Genomic DNA, 13,698 nt, shown 5'->3' on the forward strand with positions numbered 1-13,698 from the left:
GCTCCGGCTCCGGCTGCCGAGGCCCCTGCCGCCGCTGCCCCGGCCGCGTCCGGCACCGACGTCGTGCTCCCCGCCCTGGGCGAGTCCGTCACCGAGGGCACCGTCACCCGCTGGCTGAAGCAGGTCGGCGAGTCCGTCGAGGCCGACGAGCCGCTGCTCGAGGTCTCCACGGACAAGGTCGACACCGAGATCCCCGCGCCGGTCTCCGGCACGCTGCTGGAGATCCGGATCAGCGAGGACGAGACCGCCGAGGTCGGCGCCGTTCTGGCCGTCATCGGTGCCGCCGGTGCCGCCCCGGCTGCCCCGGCCGCCGCCGCTCCGGCTCCGGCTCCGGCTCCGGCTCCGGTCCAGGCTGCCGCTCCGGCCGCCGCCCCGGCTCCGGCCGTGGCCGCCCCCGCCGCTGCCGCTCCGGCCCCCGTGGCCGCGCCGGCTCCCGTGGCCGCTCCGGCCCCGGTCGCCCCGGCGGCTCCGGCCGCTCCCGCCGCCCCGGTCTCCGCGGGCGACGAGGGCGCGTACGTGACCCCGCTGGTGCGCAAGCTCGCCTCGGAGTCCGGCGTCGACCTGTCCTCGGTCTCGGGCACCGGTGTCGGTGGCCGCATCCGCAAGCAGGACGTCCTGGCCGCCGCCGAGGCCGCCAAGGCCGCTGCCGCCCCGGCGCCGTCCGCTGCCGCTCCGGCCGCCAAGGCTCCGGCCGCCGCGGTCTCCGAGCTGCGCGGTCAGACGGTCAAGATGACCCGCATGCGCAAGGTCATCGGCGACAACATGATGAAGGCCCTGCACTCGCAGGCTCAGCTCAGCTCCGTGGTCGAGGTGGACATTACCAAGATCATGAAGCTGCGCGAGAAGGCCAAGGGCGCGTTCCTGGCCCGTGAGGGCGTCAAGCTCTCGCCGATGCCGTTCTTCGTCAAGGCCGCTGCCCAGGCGCTGAAGGCCCACGCGGTCGTCAACGCCCGGATCAACGAGGACGAGGGCACCATCACCTACTTCGACTCGGAGAACATCGGCATCGCCGTGGACTCCGAGAAGGGCCTGATGACCCCGGTCATCAAGGGTGCCGGTGACCTCAACCTGGCGGGCATCTCCAAGGCGACCGCCGACCTGGCCGCCAAGGTCCGCGGCAACAAGATCACGCCGGACGAACTGTCGGGCGCGACCTTCACCATCAGCAACACCGGCTCGCGCGGTGCCCTGTTCGACACGGTCATCGTGCCCCCGAACCAGGTCGCCATCCTGGGCATCGGTGCCACGGTGAAGCGCCCGGTGGTCATCGAGACCGCCGAGGGCACCAACATCGGCATCCGCGACATGACGTACCTGACCCTGTCCTACGACCACCGCCTGGTGGACGGCGCGGACGCGGCCCGGTACCTCTCGGCCGTCAAGGCGATCCTCGAGGCCGGCGAGTTCGAGGTCGAGCTCGGTCTGTAAGGCTCACCGCACGGCAGCAGCTGTCGCACCACGGCGCCCCCGCCCGGGATCTCCCCCGGGCGGGGGCGCCGTCGTCTTCGCGCCCCGGCGGTTTCCTGTAACCAGCCTCACCCGGCGTCCCTGACCGGGAACGCATCGCGTCGGCCTACTCCGCCGTATTGTCTACGCATCAGCCCCGGACCACCCCTGCACCCGCACCCAGGAGATGAACCGCCGATGATCACCCCACCCGTCGTGCACTCGCTGCGCGAGCAGATCCGCGAGCACATCGTGGAGGGGATCGTCAGCGGGCGCTGGAAGCCCGGGGAGCGGATCGTCGAGCGCCGGATCGCCGTGGAGCTGGAGGTCAGCCAGACCCCCGTACGGGAGGCCCTGCGCGAGCTGGAGACCCTGCGGCTGATCGAGTCGGCGCCGAACAAGGGCGTGCGCGTACGGAACCTCTCCGCGGCCGACCTGGAGGAGATCTACCCGGTCCGGGCCGGTCTGGAGCAGATCGCGGCCGAGCTGGCCGCGCCGCGGCTGGCGGCCGACTGTTCGGCGCTGGAGCCGCACGTGGCGGCCCTGTGGGAGGCCGACCGCACCGAGGACGGGACCGCGCAGGTGCGGCACACCGTCGGGTTCCACCGGGAGATGGTCCGCGCGGCCGGGAACAGCGTGCTGCTGCACACCTGGGAGAGCCTGGGCATCGAGGTCTTCACGGCCCTGTCCATCCGCTGGCTGGGAACCGTCCAGAAGTCCTACGCCGAGGAGCACGAGGCCCTGGTCGAGGCGTTCCGCAGTCAGGATCCGGACATCGGTCTGCTGGTGAAGCGGCACGTCCTGGGGTGCGCTCCGAGGGCGTGATCCACTCGGGATCCGCCCGTTTCACCCGCATTTGACCGGCACCGCGTGCCTTTTCTGCTGGCACGCGGTGCCGACTTTCATCAGATCGACGTTTCTTTGTCACTTTTATTTGATCGATCATCGATCAGCGATTTACAGTCGTCGCGGACCTCAACCAGGTCCACCGACCCTGTCCTGCCCGTCAGGGATTTTTTCACCACCTCTCCATTACCCGGAAGGCGGCGCACAGCGATGTCCGACCCCGTAGGAAAGCTTCCGAGCGAGCTCGACCAGCTCCCGGACCGCGACACCGAGGAGACCGCCGAGTGGGCGGCCTCCCTCGACGCCGTCGCCAAGGCCGCCGGTACACGCCGGGCCGAATACCTGCTGCGTCGCACCCTCCAGCACGCCGAGGCCGCCGGCCTCGCGCTCCCCAAGCTGCTGGAGACGGACTACGTCAACACCATCCCCACCGCCGCGGAGCCCGAGTTCCCCGGTGACGAGGAGATGGAAGCCAAGATCACCGCGTGGAACCGCTGGAACGCGGCCGCCATGGTGACCCGCGGCTCCAAGTACGGCGTCGGCGGCCACATCGCCACCTTCGCCTCCGCCGCCTGGCTGTACGAGACCGGCTTCCAGCACTTCTTCCGCGGGAAGGAGGCCGACGGCTCGGGCGACCAGCTCTACATCCAGGGCCACGCCTCCCCCGGCATCTACGCCCGCGCCTTCCTCGACGGACGCATCTCCGAGCAGCAGCTCGACAACTTCCGCCAGGAGTCCGGCGGCAACGGCCTGCCGTCCTACCCGCACCCGCGGCGCCTGCCGTGGCTGTGGGAGTTCCCCACGGTCTCCATGGGCCTCGGCCCGCTCTCCGCGATCTACCAGGCGCGCTTCAACCGCTACCTGCAGAACCGGAGCATCAAGGACACCGCCAACTCGCACGTCTGGGCCTTCCTGGGCGACGGCGAGATGGACGAGCCCGAGTCGACCGCCGCCCTGGCCCTCGCCTCCCGCGAGCAGCTCGACAACCTGACCTTCGTCATCAACTGCAACCTGCAGCGCCTCGACGGTCCGGTCCGCGCCAACTTCCGCGTGGTCCAGGAGCTGGAGGCCCAGTTCCGCGGCGCCGGCTGGAACGTCATCAAGTCGCTGTGGGGCTCCGCCTGGGACGAGCTGTTCCAGCTCGACACCACGGGCGCCCTGGTGCGCCGCCTGCGCGAGGTACCGGACGCGCAGTTCCAGACGTACGCGACCCGCGACGTGGCCTACATCCGCCAGCACTTCTTCGGCGCCGACGCCGAGCTCGTGCAGCTGGCCGGCGTGCTCTCCGACGCGAAGATCGCCGAGTGCTTCCACAGCTCCCGCGGCGGCCACGAGCCGCGCAAGGTCTACGCCGCGTACAAGGCCGCCCTGGAGCACAAGGGTGCGCCGACGGTCATCCTGGCGCAGACCGTCAAGGGCTACACGCTGGGGGCCGGGTTCGAGTCGAAGAACGCGAACCACCAGATGAAGAAGCTGACGATCGACGAGTTCAAGGACATGCGCGACCTCCTTGGCCTCCCGATCCCGGACAGCGCCTTCGCCGACGGCGTCGTCCCGTACGGCCACCCGGGCGCGAACAGCCCCGAGGTCCAGTACCTGAACGAGCGCCGCGCGGCGCTCGGCGGCCCGGCCCCGGCCCGCAAGGTCAAGCAGGTCGCCCTGCCGGCTCCCGCCGACCGTTCCTTCGCCCCGCTGCTCAAGGGTTCCGGCAAGCAGGAGATGGCCACCACCATGGCCTTCGTCCGCCTCGTCAAGGACCTGATGCGGGACAAGGAGACCGGCAAGCGCTGGGTACCGATCGTCCCCGACGAGGCCCGCACCTTCGGCATGGAGTCCCTCTTCCCGTCGGCCGGCATCTACTCGCCGCTGGGCCAGACGTACGAGCCGGTCGACCGCGACCAGCTCATGTACTACAAGGAAGCCAAGGACGGCCAGATCCTCAACGAGGGGATCACCGAGGCCGGCGCCATGGCCGACTTCATCGCTGCCTGCACGTCGTACGCGACGCACGGCGAGCCGATGATCCCCTTCTACATCTTCTACTCGATGTTCGGCTGGCAGCGCACCGCCGACCAGATGTGGCAGCTCGCCGACCAGCTCGGCAAGGGCTTCATCGTCGGCGCCACCGCCGGCCGCACCACCCTGACCGGTGAGGGCCTGCAGCACGCGGACGGCCACTCGCACCTGATCGCGTCCACGAACCCGGCTTCGCTCAACTACGACCCGGCCTTCGCGTACGAGATCGCGGTGATCGTGAAGGACGGTCTGCGCCGGATGTACGGCGAGCAGCCCGAGGACGTCTTCTACTACCTGACGGTCTACAACGAGCCGAAGGTGCAGCCCGCGATGCCCGAGGGCGTCGAGGAAGGCATCCTCAAGGGCCTGTACCGCTTCAACACGGCGGCGGACCTGGCGGAGGCGGCCCCGGCCGCGGACGCCCCGAAGGTCCAGCTGATGGCCTCCGGTACGGCGATCCACTGGATCCTGGAGGCGCAGCAGCTGCTGGCCGCCGACTGGAACGTGTCGGCCGACGTCTGGTCCGCCACCTCCTGGGGCGAGCTGCGCCGGGATGCGCTGGAGTGCGACGAGGCGCTGCTGCGCGGCGAGGTGCGCACCCCGTACGTCACCCGCGCGCTGGAAGGCGCCCAGGGCCCGGTCCTCGCCGTCTCCGACTGGATGCGTCAGGTCCCGGACCAGATCAGCCAGTGGGTGGAGCAGGACTACACCTCGCTGGGCACGGACGGCTTCGGCCTGTCCGACACCCGTGAGGGCGCCCGCCGCCACTTCGGTGTCGACGCCCAGTCGATCGTGGTGGCCGCGCTGGCCCAGCTCGCCCGCCGCGGCGAGGTGCCGGCGTCCGCCGTCAAGGAGGCCCGGGAGCGCTACGGCCTCTGAGGCTCCGAGTGACAGGCCGAAGGCCGGTGTCCACCCCCGCGGGGGTCGGACACCGGCCTTTCGCCGTATGCGCGGTGGCGGCGCGGGGGCGCACCCGTGATGCTGGAGCGGTGATGGACGAGACGGAGTTCTGGGAGATCGTGGACCGTACCCGCGAGGCCGCCGACGGCGACCCCGAGGAACACGCCGAGCTGCTCGTGGAGCGGCTGGCCCAGCTCGACCCGGATTCCGTCCTCGACTTCGCCCGGCACTTCGAGTCGCGCTACAACCGGGCGTACACCTGGGACCTGTGGGGTGCGGCCTGGGTGCTGCTCGACGGGGCGAGCGACGACGCCTTCGACTACTTCCGGTGCTGGCTGATCGGGCAGGGGCGGGAGGTCTTCGAGGGCGGGGTGCACGATCCGGACCATCTGGCGGAGCTCCTGGGCGAGTTCGACGAGGAGATCGACGGGGACGGCGAGGAGCTGGGGTACGCGGCCGACGAGGCGTACGAGCAGCTGACCGGGGCGGTGGCGCCCGACCTGGGCATCCCACTGCAGGCGGCGGAGCCGGAGGGCACCCCGCTGGACTTCGAGAACGAAGCCGTGCTCGCGGAGCGCTTCCCCCGGCTGTGGGACCGGTTCCGCGGTTGATCAGTAGTGCGTGCCGCCGTCGATGCGGATCTCCGTACCGGTGATGAACGCGCCGTCCTCGGAGCCCAGCATCGCGACGACGCCGGCGACGGTGTCGGGACCGGCGAAGCCCTGGCCGAGGGCCGGGGCGAGCTTGGCGAACAGGCTCCAGTCGGTGTCCTCGGGCAGGCCGGGGCCGTTGCCGGTGGTCATGCCGGACTCGATGGAGCCGGGCGCGACGGAGACGAAGCGCAGGCCCTGCTTGCTGTACTCGGCGGCCAGCGCGTGGGTCATGGACTGGATGCCGCCCTTGCTGGCCGCGTAGGCGGACATGTAGGGGTGCGCGAAGGACGCCGAGGTGGAGCTGAAGTTCACGACGGCCGGCCGGTCGCCCGCCAGCAGGGCCGGGAGCGACTCGCGGATCATCAGGAAGGTGCCGGTCAGGTTGACCCCGATGACCTGGTTCCAGAGGTCGAGCGTGGTCCGGTCGGTGTGCGCGGAGCGCAGGATGCCGGCGGCGTTCACGAGCACGTCGATCCCGCCGAGGGCGAGCGTCGCGGCCGCCACGCCCTCCTTGACCGCGTTCTCGTCGGATATGTCCAGGACGGCGGTGGTGAGCCGGTCCCGGTGGCCCTCGGCGGCCGCGCGGTCGGCGGTGGCCTTCAGACCGGCCTCGCTGACATCCACGGTGTGGACCCGGCCACCCTCGGCGAGGATGCGGTGGACGGTGGCCCGGCCGATGCCGGAGCCGCCGCCGGTGATGAGGACGCGACGTCCTTCGTAACGGTTCATGGCGCGAGCGTACCGAAGAGATGGCACGTTTTGCCATGCTGTCAAAAAACGTCACCACCTGGCTGCGCGGGAGGTACGCTTCACCCCGTGAGATCCCCTCGCCCGTACTCCCCCCAGGCCGGCCCCGGAGCCCAGTCGCTGACCGAGCGCCGCAAGGCAGCCACCCAGCTCGACATCGCTCGTGCGGCCTGCGAACTCTTCGCCGAACACGGCCCCGACGGCACCACCGCCGAGGACATCGCCCACCGCGCCGGCGTGGCACTGCGCACGTTCTACCGCTACTTCCGCAACAAGCAGGAGGCTGTGGCACCGCTGCTCGCCGGCGGCGGTGACGCCTGGCGCGCACTGCTCGCCGAGGAGGACCCCGGCACGCCCCTCGCCGAGGCGCTGGAGCGGGCCGTCACCCGGTCACTGAGCGAGATGCAGGCCGTGGAGGAGGGCCTGGAGGTGACCCGCGGCCTGCTGCGCGCGGCGGCGGGGGACCAGGCCCTGCGGGCCGTCTGGTACCGCGTGAACCAGGACTCCGAGGAGCACCTGGTCCCGGTGATCGCCCGGCTGGCCGGGCCGGACGCCGATCCGCTGGAGGTCCGCCTGCTCGCCGCGGCGGCCACGGACGCGATCCGCGTCGCCCTGGAGCTGTGGTCGACCACCGACGCGCCGGTCTCGGGCCCCGGCTCCCCCGCCGAACTCGCGGTCCGGTGCCTGCGCGACCTCACCGGCGCGATGCCCCTGCTGCGCTGAACCAGCGCAGCAGGGGCATCGTCCCGGTCCCACGGCCCTCCGTGGTCTGATCGGCCTCAGCGGCCACCACCCCAGCCGCCACCGCCGCCGTCGCCGCCACCGCCGCCGTTGCCCCAGTCACCGTTGCCGCCACCACGGCCGCCCCAGTCACCGCCGCCGTCGCCGCCGCGACCGTTGCCCCAGTCGTTCCGGTCGCCGTTGCCGCCGCGACCGTTGCCCCAGTCGTTCCAGTGGCCGTTGCCGCCGCGGCCGGAGTCGTTCCAGTTCGCGTCGTGCCAGTTGTTGCGGCGCCAGTCGGAGTCGTTCCAGTTGCTGTCGCGCCAGTAACCGCGGTCGCCGCCGACGCCTGCGGTGTCCCAGCACCAGCTGGGCCGGTCGCGCCAGTCGCGGTTGCAGCAGTAGTCCCACCGCGCGTCGGAGCGGTTCGAGGGGTAGCGGTAGCAGTCGTAGCCGCCGTCACCGCCGCCGCCACCACCGGTGACGACCGAGGCCGAAGCGCTGGCGACGGGCAGCAGACCGATGGCGATTCCTGCGGCTCCGGTCATGGCTGCCGCAACGATCCTACGGCGCATTCTCATGCACCTCCGAACATGTCTCGCTTATGAGGCCTTTAGGTCATTTCCACCCTTACTCCGCCCGGGCGGCCTGTCAAAGCGGAAAGGCCCCCCGCCTCGCTCCGTGGAGCGTGGCGGGGGGCCTCCCATCAGGCATTTTTAGATGTCGAAGTACAGCTCGAACTCGTGCGGGTGCGGGCGCTGCGCGATCGGGGCGATCTCGTGCGTGCGCTTGTAGTCGATCCACGTCTCGATCAGGTCCGGGGTGAAGACACCGCCGGCCAGGAGGTACTCGTGGTCGGCCTCCAGGGCCTTGAGGACGTCCTCGAGGCTGGTCGGGACCTGCGGGACGCTCGCGTGCTCGTCGGGCGAGAGCTCGTAGAGGTCCTTGTCGATCGGCTCCATCGGCTCGATCTTGTTCTTGATGCCGTCGAGGCCCGCGAGGAGCAGCGCCGAGAAGGCGAGGTACGGGTTCGAGGACGGGTCCGGCGCGCGGAACTCGACGCGCTTGGCCTTCGGGTTCGAGCCCGTGATCGGGATGCGCATGGCGGCGGAGCGGTTGCGCTGCGAGTACACCATGTTGACCGGCGCCTCGAAGCCCGGCACCAGGCGGTGGTAGGAGTTCACCGTCGGGTTGGTGAAGGCCAGCAGCGACGGGGCGTGCTTGAGGATGCCGCCGATGTAGTAGCGGGCGGTGTCCGACAGGCCCGCGTAGCCGGCCTCGTCGTAGAACAGCGGGTCGCCGTTGGCCCACAGCGACTGGTGCACGTGCATGCCCGAGCCGTTGTCACCGAAGATCGGCTTCGGCATGAAGGTCGCGGTCTTGCCGTTGCGCCAGGCGACGTTCTTCACGATGTACTTGAAGAGCATCAGGTCGTCGGCCGCGGCGAGCAGCGTGTTGAACTTGTAGTTGATCTCGGCCTGGCCGCCCGTGCCGACCTCGTGGTGCTGACGCTCGACCTGGAGGCCCTGGGCGTCCAGCTCGAGGGAGATCTCGGCGCGCAGGTCGGCGAAGTGGTCGACCGGGGCTACGGGGAAGTAACCACCCTTGTAGCGGACCTTGTAACCACGGTTGTTCTCCTCGGAGCCCGTGTTCCAGGCACCGGCCTCGGAGTCGATGTGGTAGAAGCCCTCGTTCGCAGAGGTCGCGAAGCGCACGCTGTCGAACACGTAGAACTCGGCCTCGGGGCCGAAGAACGCGGTGTCGGCGATGCCGGTGGAGGCGAGGTACGCCTCGGCCTTCTTCGCGATGTTGCGCGGGTCGCGGCTGTAGGCCTCACCCGTGATCGGGTCGTGGATGAAGAAGTTGATGTTCAGCGTCTTGTCGCGGCGGAACGGGTCCAGCCGCGCGGTCGTGATGTCGGCGCGCAGAGCCATGTCGGACTCGTGGATCGCCTGGAAGCCACGGATCGAGGAGCCGTCGAAGGCGAGCTCCTCCGCCGGGTCGAACGCCCGCGCCGGGATGGTGAAGTGCTGCATCACACCAGGCAGGTCGCAGAAGCGGACGTCGACGAACTTGACGTCGTTCTCCTCGATGTACTGCTTCACTTCGTCGGCGTTCTGGAACATCCAACTCCTCCTACTCCCGGCCCCGGGGCAGGGCGGGCTTTATAGCTCGTGGTGCGTCAGTGCGGTGCCGCACGCTGACCCGACCATAAGCACAAGGGATTTCTCAAGCATGACCCATTTGTTTCGCACAAGTTAACCAGGGTCCCGACGGAGTGCCGTGCGACGCCACCGGTACCGTGGTCGGGTGGACAACAGACAGGCAATCGGATCCTGGCTCTCCGGCCCCCGCGCGGCCGCCGAGGAGATGGGCGTCGACTTCGGCTATCCGGGTCAGCGACTGGGCCTGCCCCAGCAAGGGCCCGGCTCGGTGGCACGTTTCGGGCGCCGGCTCGGCGCCGTCGCGATCGACTGGGTCGGCTGTCAGCTCATTGCGTACGGGCTGATCACGGGCGGCGACCTGGCCGCCGCCGGCAACTGGACCCTCTGGCTCTTCCTGACCCTGAGCGTCCTGACGCTCGGCACCGTGGGCTTCACCCCCGGTAAGCGGATTCTCGGCCTCCGGGTGATCTCGGAGAACGGCGGCCGCCTCGGCGTCTTCCGGGTGCTCCTGCGCACGGCGCTGCTGGCCCTGGTCATCCCGGCGCTGATCTGGGACCGCGACGGCCGCGGTCTGCACGACCGGCTGGCGGGCGCCGTCCAGGTCCGCATCTAGCGGCAGCCGCCCTCACGCACCACGCACGTGGACACAGGGGCGCCCCCCGAGCCGGCCGGCTCGGGGGGCGCCCCTGTGTCGTATACGAAAATCAGGTGAGCGGGTCAGCGCATCTTTCCGCCGCGCGGCATCTTCATGCCCTTGGGCATGGGGCCCTTCGGCAGCGGCATGTTGCTCATGAGGTCGCCCATGGCACGCAGCTTGTCGTTGATCTCGGTGATCTGCGGACCGGCCAGCACGCGCGGCAGCTTGAGCAGGGTGGTGCGCACCTTCTTGAGCGGCACCTCGCCCTCGCCCGTACCCACGATGAAGGTGTGCACCGGCACGTCCGGCATGATCCGGGCCAGCTTCTTCTTCTCGTTCGCGAGCAGCGGCTTCACCCGGTTGGGGTTGCCCTCGGCGATCAGCACGACGCCGGCCTTGCCGACGGCCCGGTGGACGATGTCCTGCTGCCGGGTCATCGCGACGGCCGGGGTGGTCGTCCAGCCGCGGCCGACGTTGTCCAGTACGGCCGCGGCCGCGCCCGGCTGTCCCTCCATCTGCCCGAAGGCAGCCCGCTCGGCCCGTCGTCCGAAGACGATCGCCATCGCGAGGAACGCCACGAGGAAGCCCAGGATGCCCAGGTACAGCTCGTGCCCGATCAGGAAGCCGAATGCAAGAAGGGCACCGAAGGTGACAATTCCCACGCCCGCGACGATCAGACCGACCTTCGGGTCGGCCTTGCGCGTCATCTTGTACGTGAGGGCGATCTGCTTCAGTCGCCCGGGGTTCGCAGCAGTCTCTGCGTTTGACTTCCTCGCCATACAGCGAGTTTACGTGGCCTGCGGGGTTCGGGTAGCCGCGGCCTCAAGTACGTGTTCGGTTTCGACCCGGTCCTTGGCCCTGCGACGGTCTTCGAGCACCGCCGTCCAGGCGTTCCGGCGGGCCCCGCTCATCAGCAGGGACTCGATGCCCCGGAAGGCGTCGGAGAGGGACGGGATGGCGATGGCGCGTACGGGCGCGGCCTGCATGATGTCGATCCCTTTCACGGAACTCGCGTCGGCAGTGCTTGTAGCGTGCGTGCGTGCTGCGATGCCTGCGTACCGCGGTGTGTGCGGTGCGTGGACCTAGCGTCACTGATTGGTGTTACCAGCGCATGACCTGTCGGTCAAACGTGACGAAACATTGACGCGGCCCGCCGGGCTCTTCCTGAAAAGAGCCTAGGGGCCGCGCCACTGCGGTGTTACTGACTAGTAAGCTTTTGTGCTCGAGTTCACACGCTCGCGGCGCGCCTCTCGTTCTCGCGGTCGACCTACGCTCCTGCTCGGCTGCGCTTCTCCATCGCCTGGCCGTAGAGACGCCCGGCCCGGTACGAGGAGCGGACCAGCGGGCCCGACATGACACCGGAGAAGCCGATCTCCTCGGCCTCCTTCGCCAGCTCCACGAACTCGGCCGGCTTCACCCAGCGCTCGACGGGGTGGTGCCGCGGCGAGGGCCGCAGGTACTGGGTGATGGTGATGAGCTCGCAGCCGGCCTCGTGCAGGTCCTTCAGGGCCTGCGAGACCTCCTCGCGCTCCTCGCCCATGCCGAGGATCAGGTTCGACTTGGTGACGAGGCCGTAGGCGCGGGCCTTGGTGATCACGTCGAGCGAGCGCTCGTAGCGGAAGCCGGGGCGGATCCGCTTGAAGATCCGGGGCACGGTCTCGACGTTGTGCGCGAAGACCTCGGGGCGGGAGGCGAAGACCTCCTCCAGCAGCTCCGGGACCGCGTTGAAGTCGGGGGCCAGCAGCTCGACCTTGGTGTGCCCGCTCTCGCGGCCCGCCGTCTGCTGGTGGATCTGGCGCACGGTCTCCGCGTACAGCCAGGCGCCGCCGTCGGCCAGGTCGTCGCGCGCGACGCCGGTGATGGTGGCGTAGTTCAGGTCCATGGTGACCACGGACTCGCCGACACGGCGCGGCTCGTCCCGGTCCAGGGCCTCGGGCTTGCCCGTGTCGATCTGGCAGAAGTCACAGCGCCGGGTGCACTGGTCGCCACCGATGAGGAAGGTGGCCTCGCGGTCCTCCCAGCATTCGTAGATGTTCGGACAGCCGGCTTCCTGGCACACCGTGTGCAGTCCTTCGCCCTTCACCAGGGCCTGCATCTTGGTGTACTCGGGACCCATCTTCGCCCGGGTCTTGATCCACTCGGGCTTGCGCTCGATGGGGGTCTGGGCGTTACGGACCTCAAGGCGCAGCATCTTGCGTCCGTCGGGTGCGACTGCGGACACGACCGGCTCCCTGTGACTTCGATTGTTCGGGCGCCCACCAGGGTACGCCCGTAATTTCGTACGCTCTTACGTCGGCCAACCTGCGAGGGGCCGACCGCATTCCCGGGGTGTCAGGCGCCCGCCGCCGGCTCTGTTTCGCGGGGCCGCAGCTCCGCGTGCTCCAGTACGTCCTTCAGGTGCCGTTCGACGACCGGCAGCACCTCGGCGATGGTGATCTCGCGGCCCAGCTCGTAGGAGAGCGAGGTCACACCGGCGTCCCGGATGCCGCAGGGCACGATCCGGTCGAACCAGGTGTTGTCCGGGTTCACGTTGATCGCGAAGCCGTGCATGGTGACGCCCTTCGCGACCCGGATGCCGATCGCGGCGAGCTTGCGGTCCTCACGGCGCTGGCCGGCGTTGGACGGCGCGTACTCGGGGCCGTTGAGCCGGGCGTCGAACTCCTCGTCGTGCAGCCGCGGGTCGAGGTCGAGGGAGAGCCCGCCGATCGCGGGGCGGTCCTCGACCGGGTCGCCGAGCACCCAGACGCCGCTGCGGCCCTCGACCCGGGTGGTCTCCAGGCCGAACTCGGCGGCGGTGCGGATCAGCGCCTCCTCCAGGCGGCGGACGTGCGCGACCACGTCGACCGGGCGGGGCAGCTTCATGATCGGGTAGCCGACCAGCTGGCCCGGGCCGTGCCAGGTGATCTTGCCGCCGCGGTCCACGTCGACGACGGGCGTGCCGTCGAGCGGGCGCTCGCTGGGGTCGGTGCGCCGGCCCGCCGTGTAGACCGGCAGGTGCTCCAGCAGCAGGCAGGTGTCCTCGATCTCGTCCGCGAAGCGGGCCGCGTGCACCCTGCGCTGTTCTTCCCACGCCTGGGTGTACTCGACGGATTCCGGTCCGAAGCCCAGATGGACAAACCCAAGCTCAGCCACCGCAGCGCCTCCTCATTGAACCTGCTGTGTGCACGTACTTCACTGAGCAAGGGTACGGCGGCCCGTGCGGGCCCCTTCAGGGCCCCGGGCCGGGCTCCGCGGCGGGCTCCGGCACGCACTCCGGGCCGGGCCCCGGCCCGTACTCCGGGGCGGGCAGCGGCGGGGGCCACGGAAGCTGCTTCGGCCGGCGCCGGCCCTTCGGCGGCCGGTCCGGGTCCTCGTCCGCGCGCGGCAGCCGCCGGTGCCCCTCCGAGTGGTCGTTGACCCACCCGCACACCCCGCACGCGTACCGGCCGTCGAGCCCCGCGATGTAGGTGCCGCAGCGCCGGCACTCCGCCTCGGTCAGCTCGGGCGGGGGCAGCGGTGCGGTGGATTCGGTTCGCTCCTCGGGGAGGTGCGCCCCGTGGGGCCGAGGGGTCATGGTTCGCAGCCTATG

At 70.1% G+C, this 13,698-nt stretch carries 14 protein-coding genes; 6 read left to right on the forward strand and 8 right to left on the reverse strand.

Going from position 1 to position 13,698, the window contains the following annotated elements; all coding sequences use genetic code 11:
* From sucB to PV721_RS18610, 4 genes are all read left to right on the forward strand, one after another.
* Window positions 1–1,428, forward strand: a 1,428-nt coding sequence (gene sucB / locus PV721_RS18595; RefSeq protein WP_319725630.1) for a 2-oxoglutarate dehydrogenase, E2 component, dihydrolipoamide succinyltransferase, incomplete at its 5' end; no start/stop codon positions are given.
* A gap of 219 nt (window positions 1,429–1,647) precedes the next feature.
* Window positions 1,648–2,271 (forward strand): GntR family transcriptional regulator, encoded by a 624-nt coding sequence (locus PV721_RS18600; RefSeq protein ID WP_319725692.1) that lies wholly within the window; start codon window positions 1,648–1,650, stop codon window positions 2,269–2,271.
* A 231-nt stretch (window positions 2,272–2,502) separates the two neighbouring features.
* Window positions 2,503–5,187, forward strand: a complete 2,685-nt coding sequence (aceE, locus tag PV721_RS18605; RefSeq protein WP_319725633.1) for a pyruvate dehydrogenase (acetyl-transferring), homodimeric type — start codon at window positions 2,503–2,505, stop codon at window positions 5,185–5,187.
* A gap of 113 nt (window positions 5,188–5,300) precedes the next feature.
* Complete coding sequence (locus PV721_RS18610) at window positions 5,301–5,819, forward strand: DUF4240 domain-containing protein (protein ID WP_319725635.1); 519 nt, start codon at window positions 5,301–5,303, stop codon at window positions 5,817–5,819.
* Here PV721_RS18610 and PV721_RS18615 read toward each other — a convergent pair whose 3' ends face one another.
* A complete protein-coding gene (locus PV721_RS18615; protein WP_319725638.1) occupies window positions 5,820–6,590 on the reverse strand; it encodes an SDR family oxidoreductase in 771 nt (256 codons plus the stop codon). It abuts the gene before it with no gap.
* An 87-nt stretch (window positions 6,591–6,677) separates the two neighbouring features.
* Between PV721_RS18615 and PV721_RS18620 the strand changes: the two genes are divergently transcribed.
* Window positions 6,678–7,331, forward strand: a complete 654-nt coding sequence (locus PV721_RS18620) for a TetR/AcrR family transcriptional regulator (protein ID WP_319725640.1) — start codon at window positions 6,678–6,680, stop codon at window positions 7,329–7,331.
* A 56-nt stretch (window positions 7,332–7,387) separates the two neighbouring features.
* Here PV721_RS18620 and PV721_RS18625 read toward each other — a convergent pair whose 3' ends face one another.
* The gene (locus PV721_RS18625; RefSeq protein WP_319725642.1) at window positions 7,388–7,876 is read right to left on the reverse strand and encodes a hypothetical protein; all 489 of its coding nucleotides are present in this window, start codon (window positions 7,874–7,876) and stop codon (window positions 7,388–7,390) included.
* Between the two features lie 168 nt (window positions 7,877–8,044).
* Entirely contained in the window at window positions 8,045–9,454 is a 1,410-nt protein-coding gene (gene glnA / locus PV721_RS18630) for a type I glutamate--ammonia ligase (protein WP_319725644.1), read from the reverse strand.
* Window positions 9,455–9,638: 184 nt separating this feature from the next.
* Between glnA and PV721_RS18635 the strand changes: the two genes are divergently transcribed.
* Entirely contained in the window at window positions 9,639–10,106 is a 468-nt protein-coding gene (locus PV721_RS18635; RefSeq protein ID WP_319725646.1) for an RDD family protein, read from the forward strand.
* A gap of 104 nt (window positions 10,107–10,210) precedes the next feature.
* On the opposite strand, the gene PV721_RS18640 is transcribed toward PV721_RS18635, so the two are convergent.
* The 5 genes from PV721_RS18640 to PV721_RS18660 all read right to left on the reverse strand — a co-directional run bounded on the left by PV721_RS18640 (window position 10,211) and on the right by PV721_RS18660 (window position 13,683).
* The gene (locus tag PV721_RS18640) at window positions 10,211–10,909 is read right to left on the reverse strand and encodes a DUF4191 domain-containing protein (protein WP_319725649.1); all 699 of its coding nucleotides are present in this window, start codon (window positions 10,907–10,909) and stop codon (window positions 10,211–10,213) included.
* A 9-nt stretch (window positions 10,910–10,918) separates the two neighbouring features.
* On the reverse strand, window positions 10,919–11,116 hold the full coding sequence (locus PV721_RS18645; RefSeq protein WP_215013833.1) for a hypothetical protein: 198 nt from the start codon (window positions 11,114–11,116) through the stop codon (window positions 10,919–10,921).
* A 281-nt stretch (window positions 11,117–11,397) separates the two neighbouring features.
* Window positions 11,398–12,351 carry a lipoyl synthase gene (gene lipA, locus PV721_RS18650; RefSeq protein ID WP_319725651.1) on the reverse strand — a complete coding sequence of 318 codons (954 nt, stop codon included), beginning with the start codon at window positions 12,349–12,351 and terminating at the stop codon, window positions 11,398–11,400.
* A gap of 110 nt (window positions 12,352–12,461) precedes the next feature.
* Entirely contained in the window at window positions 12,462–13,262 is an 801-nt protein-coding gene (gene lipB, locus PV721_RS18655; RefSeq protein ID WP_319725653.1) for a lipoyl(octanoyl) transferase LipB, read from the reverse strand.
* A gap of 76 nt (window positions 13,263–13,338) precedes the next feature.
* The gene (locus PV721_RS18660; protein ID WP_319725656.1) at window positions 13,339–13,683 is read right to left on the reverse strand and encodes a hypothetical protein; all 345 of its coding nucleotides are present in this window, start codon (window positions 13,681–13,683) and stop codon (window positions 13,339–13,341) included.
* Between the last annotated feature and the right edge of the window lie 15 nt (window positions 13,684–13,698).

The sequence above is a fragment of the Streptomyces sp. MB09-01 genome, assembly GCF_033794505.1.
GTDB lineage: Bacteria > Actinomycetota > Actinomycetes > Streptomycetales > Streptomycetaceae > Streptomyces.

What these genes read in the sequence shown, in the direction of transcription:
- PV721_RS18615 (WP_319725638.1), bottom strand. Translation starts at nt 6,590, where the DNA reads ATGAACCGTTACGAAGGACGTCGCGTCCTCATCACCGGCGGCGGCTCC.
- aceE (WP_319725633.1), top strand. Translation starts at nt 2,503, where the DNA reads ATGTCCGACCCCGTAGGAAAGCTTCCGAGCGAGCTCGACCAGCTCCCG.
- PV721_RS18660 (WP_319725656.1), bottom strand. Translation starts at nt 13,683, where the DNA reads ATGACCCCTCGGCCCCACGGGGCGCACCTCCCCGAGGAGCGAACCGAA.
- PV721_RS18610 (WP_319725635.1), top strand. Translation starts at nt 5,301, where the DNA reads ATGGACGAGACGGAGTTCTGGGAGATCGTGGACCGTACCCGCGAGGCC.
- PV721_RS18640 (WP_319725649.1), bottom strand. Translation starts at nt 10,909, where the DNA reads ATGGCGAGGAAGTCAAACGCAGAGACTGCTGCGAACCCCGGGCGACTG.
- glnA (WP_319725644.1), bottom strand. Translation starts at nt 9,454, where the DNA reads ATGTTCCAGAACGCCGACGAAGTGAAGCAGTACATCGAGGAGAACGAC.
- PV721_RS18645 (WP_215013833.1), bottom strand. Translation starts at nt 11,116, where the DNA reads ATGCAGGCCGCGCCCGTACGCGCCATCGCCATCCCGTCCCTCTCCGAC.
- PV721_RS18625 (WP_319725642.1), bottom strand. Translation starts at nt 7,876, where the DNA reads ATGACCGGAGCCGCAGGAATCGCCATCGGTCTGCTGCCCGTCGCCAGC.